At 62.2% G+C, this 3,451-nt stretch carries 5 protein-coding genes; 3 read left to right on the top strand and 2 right to left on the bottom strand.

Annotated features, from left to right (window positions below; genetic code table 11):
* On the bottom strand, positions 1-722 hold a 722-nt coding region (locus AC2VOU_RS06545; RefSeq protein WP_486956638.1), incomplete at its 3' end, for an acyl-CoA dehydrogenase family protein.
* Between the two features lie 197 nt (positions 723-919).
* Here AC2VOU_RS06545 and AC2VOU_RS06540 point away from each other — a divergent pair.
* Genes AC2VOU_RS06540 through AC2VOU_RS06530 form a run of 3 tightly spaced genes read left to right on the top strand, consistent with a single transcriptional unit; the run spans position 920 to position 2,895 of the window.
* A complete protein-coding gene (locus AC2VOU_RS06540) occupies positions 920-1,759 on the top strand; it encodes an SH3-like domain-containing protein (RefSeq protein ID WP_047316120.1) in 840 nt (279 codons plus the stop codon).
* 44 nt (positions 1,760-1,803) lie between these two features.
* Positions 1,804-2,508, top strand: a complete 705-nt coding sequence (gene scnC / locus AC2VOU_RS06535) for a thiocyanate hydrolase subunit gamma (protein WP_486956637.1) — start codon at positions 1,804-1,806, stop codon at positions 2,506-2,508.
* A gap of 15 nt (positions 2,509-2,523) precedes the next feature.
* Complete coding sequence (locus AC2VOU_RS06530) at positions 2,524-2,895, top strand: hypothetical protein (RefSeq protein WP_047316118.1); 372 nt, start codon at positions 2,524-2,526, stop codon at positions 2,893-2,895.
* 3 nt (positions 2,896-2,898) lie between these two features.
* On the opposite strand, the gene AC2VOU_RS06525 is transcribed toward AC2VOU_RS06530, so the two are convergent.
* Positions 2,899-3,444: a class I SAM-dependent methyltransferase gene (locus AC2VOU_RS06525; RefSeq protein ID WP_486956639.1), complete on the bottom strand. Its 546-nt coding sequence runs from the start codon at positions 3,442-3,444 to the stop codon at positions 2,899-2,901.
* Positions 3,445-3,451: the final 7 nt, after the last annotated feature.

Below are 3,451 nucleotides of genomic sequence, written 5' to 3'. Positions count from 1 at the left end.
CCCAGCCCCTCGCTGTTTCCGAGCAGGTTCGCCGTCGGCACGTGCATATCGGAGAAGAACAACTCGCGGGTGTCCTGACCGTGCTGGCCGATCTTGTCCAAAACTCGCCCGCGCTCGAAGCCGCCCAGATTGTCCTTTGTTTCGGCCACGATCAAAGAAATTCCCGCCGATCCTGCTGCGGGATCGGTCTTGGCGACAATGATCAGCAGATCGCAATGGGTTCCGTTGGAGATGAACGTCTTTGATCCGTTGACGACATAGTGTGAGCCGTCGCGAACCGCGGTGGTGCGTATGTTCTGCAGGTCAGAACCGGCACCCGGCTCGGTCATCGCGATGGCAAGGACCGCATCCCCGCTGATGATCCTGGGTAGCCAACACTGCTTTTGTTCCTCGGTTCCGTAAGTGTTGATGTAGTGCGCGCCGATCGGAGAATGCACGGCCCAGCCGGATGCGGTGTCGTTCGCCAACGCCTGTTCTTCGGCGACAACGGCCGAAAAGCCAAAGTCACCATCGGCGCCACCAAACCGCTCAGGCAGGTCCAGCCCGAGCAGCCCCGCATCGCCCAGCTTGTTCCAATACTCGCGGTCGACCTGGTGTTGGCGGGCCCACCGTTCCTGGTTCGGAGTGGCTTCCTTGAGCATGAACTCTGCCGCGTGTTTGCGCAGTTCGCGATGCTGGTCTGTCTCCCAGCTCGCTCGGTACGCGGGAAAAAGCTCGGACAATGCTGCCCCCTGGCTTATCGACCGAATGCCGGCTCAGGCTCGCATAGTTTCCCCACCCCGCGGGCCTAGTCCGGCAGCTACGTGATGGAAAGCATAGACGGGCTCAAGACAGGTGCGTGGCGTTGACAGCAGACACGAGCTGTATTTGGGTGAGCACCAGACTGTGCTACGGCGTCACGACAAGGAACGGAGTTCTGATGACGACTCCTTTGCACCGGGTAGCCCACCTGGACTTAGTGGCTCGGCTTAAGTCCTCCTACCCGGAACTTCCCGACGCACCCACACCCGATCTCATCGACCACGACCGATTCAGCGCCTACGTCAAGACTCCCCACGACGTCGGCGGCGAACCGGATGCTCCCCTCGAATTCGAGAACAAGCAGTACGAGACCTGGGAAGAAAACACCTACGTCATGTGCGAGGTTCTCGGCTGGCGCGGAATATGGTTGTCCGAGGAACGCCGCCGGATCGGCAACGTCGACCTCGGCCGCACGATCTATCTCGGACTTCCCTACTACGGACGCTGGCTGCTGGCGGTGGCACGCATCCTTGTCGAGAAGCACCACATTGGCCTGAGCGAATTGGCGGAGCGCATGGCGGAGGTCAACGCCCGCTATGCGGGCGGACTGCAGGGAAAGCCCTTGATAGCTACGCCCAAATTCGAGGGCGACCCGTCGAAGGTGAAACGCAACCGGCATCACACACACGCGGTCGGTAAAGGTGATCCGCAAGTGTTTGCGGGCCAGGCCGGCGAGCCGAAGTTCAAGGTCGGGGACACAGTCATGGTGCGGGAGCTCCCTGTCCTGTTCTACACCCGCACCCAGGAGTACGTACGAGGCGCGAAAGGCAAGATCGCGGTGGTCTCGTACGAAAGCCCCGCCGCCGAGGACGAGACCTGGGATGGCCCCGACCAAAAGCCCGAGTGGTTCTATATCGTTCGGTTTAACCTCTCCGAACTCTGGCACGGCTACACCGGACCAGCCAAGGACACGCTGCAGACTGAGATTCCCGAGCGGTGGCTCGAAGCGGCGGGCTAGCCGCCAGCTTTCAGTCATTGACTTCGTCGCGAAAGGACCTCAGCATGACCGACCACGACCACGACCACGACCGGACCGCCGCGCCCATGGTGGATGAGATCACCGACTTCGAAGTCCTCGAGATCGCCCTTCGCGAATTATGCATCGAAAAAGGGATTTTCACCGCGGAGGATCATCGCCACTTCACCGAATTCGCTGAACAGATCGGCCCGGCTCCCGCCGCACGCATGGTGGCCCGGGCTTGGCTTGATCCGGAGTACAAGAAGCTGGTGCTCACCGATGCGCTCGCTGCCAGCCGCGAAGTTGGTGTCGACTGGCTGCAACCCAACGGTTTCGGAACGCCCAGCGACTTCACCGCGCTGCATGTGCTTGAATACTCGCCCACGCTGCACCACGTCATTGTCTGTACGCTGTGCTCCTGCTATCCGCGTCCGATTCTGGGTAATTCACCTGAGTGGTACCGCACGCCTAACTATCGGCGTCGCATCGTGCGCTGGCCGCGCCAGGTGCTCGCAGAGTTCGGACTGTACCTGCCAGAGGAAGTCGAGATCCGAGTGGAGGATTCCAATCAGAAACATCGTTTCATGGTGATGCCGGTACGCCCGGATGATACCGAGGGCTGGGGCGAAGACCAGCTAGCCGAAATCATCACTCGCGATTGTCTTATCGGCGTCGCATTGCCCAAGGCCGGTGTGACGACGAACGTGATCACCAAGACCCGCCCGGCCATCCACCCGGTCGAGCACTGAGCTACGAGGGCACAAATGAGCACCTCGGACAGTCTGAACTCAGTCGCAGGCGTTACGATCGCGCCACTGGCGAAAATTGTTGCCCGCAACCAAGTCTGGAGCCGCATGGCGGCTAAGCATGGGGTCGATAATCCGACGCCGCCGTGGAAAACGAGCCTTGACGGAATCTGTGACGCACTCGACCAAAGTATGTGCGGTACACAGATACTCAATTTTGTCGACCGACGCACCGAAGAGGACGCGCTGTCCGCAACCGTTTATTCTGGCCTGCCCTATCCGGAGAACCGGCTGGTTGCACTGGCGCACTCGTTGGTGGTGCGTGGTGTCATCGATGAGGCCGAGCTGGCCGAACGGCTCGCGGCTGTGCGGGCCAGGCTGGAAGCCTAACTGTCAGGCTCGCGCTAGCAGCCATGCGCAACCTTGGCCCTCGCCGGCGGCCACCAGATTGAGTTCGGCGAACGCAGCGGTGAGTTCGCCGGGCGACGTGCGAAACCGACCTCGGGCGGCGTCGACGTCGCTCAGCGCGGCGATTGCCAGCAGCCCGCCCGGCGTCAGACGCTCGATGATCGCCTGGTCGAGGCCGCGGTCGCGGAACTTGTGACAGAGAATGAGGTCGACCGGTGGCCCGGTCGGCAGGCCCGCGTCGAGGTCGAAGACGTCAAACCGGCAACGATCGCTGACGCCGGTGCGCCGGGCCAGATCCCGCGCCTGACTAATGGCCACCGCAGAGACATCCAACCCCAAAACATCCAAGCCGCGGCGGGCCAGCCAAACGGTGCCGCATCCCTGGCCGCAGGCGAGATCAAGGGCTCGTCCCGCAGTCGGGAACACCTCCACGTGCGCCGCCAAGACAGCGGGCGGTGCAACCGCACTGACCCGCGCCGGGCCCCGGCCGGCATAGCGTTCATCCCAGCGATGCCGATCATGTTCGGTCACAACCGCG

The sequence above is a fragment of the Mycobacterium sp. TH-M25 genome, from assembly GCF_057473665.1.
Note: the sequence above shows the minus strand (reverse complement) of the source record. Positions and strands in the feature narration are given on the sequence as shown.

Bases quoted from the DNA above. Each gene is read 5' to 3' on its own strand.
- AC2VOU_RS06540 (WP_047316120.1), top strand. From the start codon at position 920: ATGACGACTCCTTTGCACCGGGTAGCCCACCTGGACTTAGTGGCTCGG.
- scnC (WP_486956637.1), top strand. From the start codon at position 1,804: ATGACCGACCACGACCACGACCACGACCGGACCGCCGCGCCCATGGTG.
- AC2VOU_RS06530 (WP_047316118.1), top strand. From the start codon at position 2,524: ATGAGCACCTCGGACAGTCTGAACTCAGTCGCAGGCGTTACGATCGCG.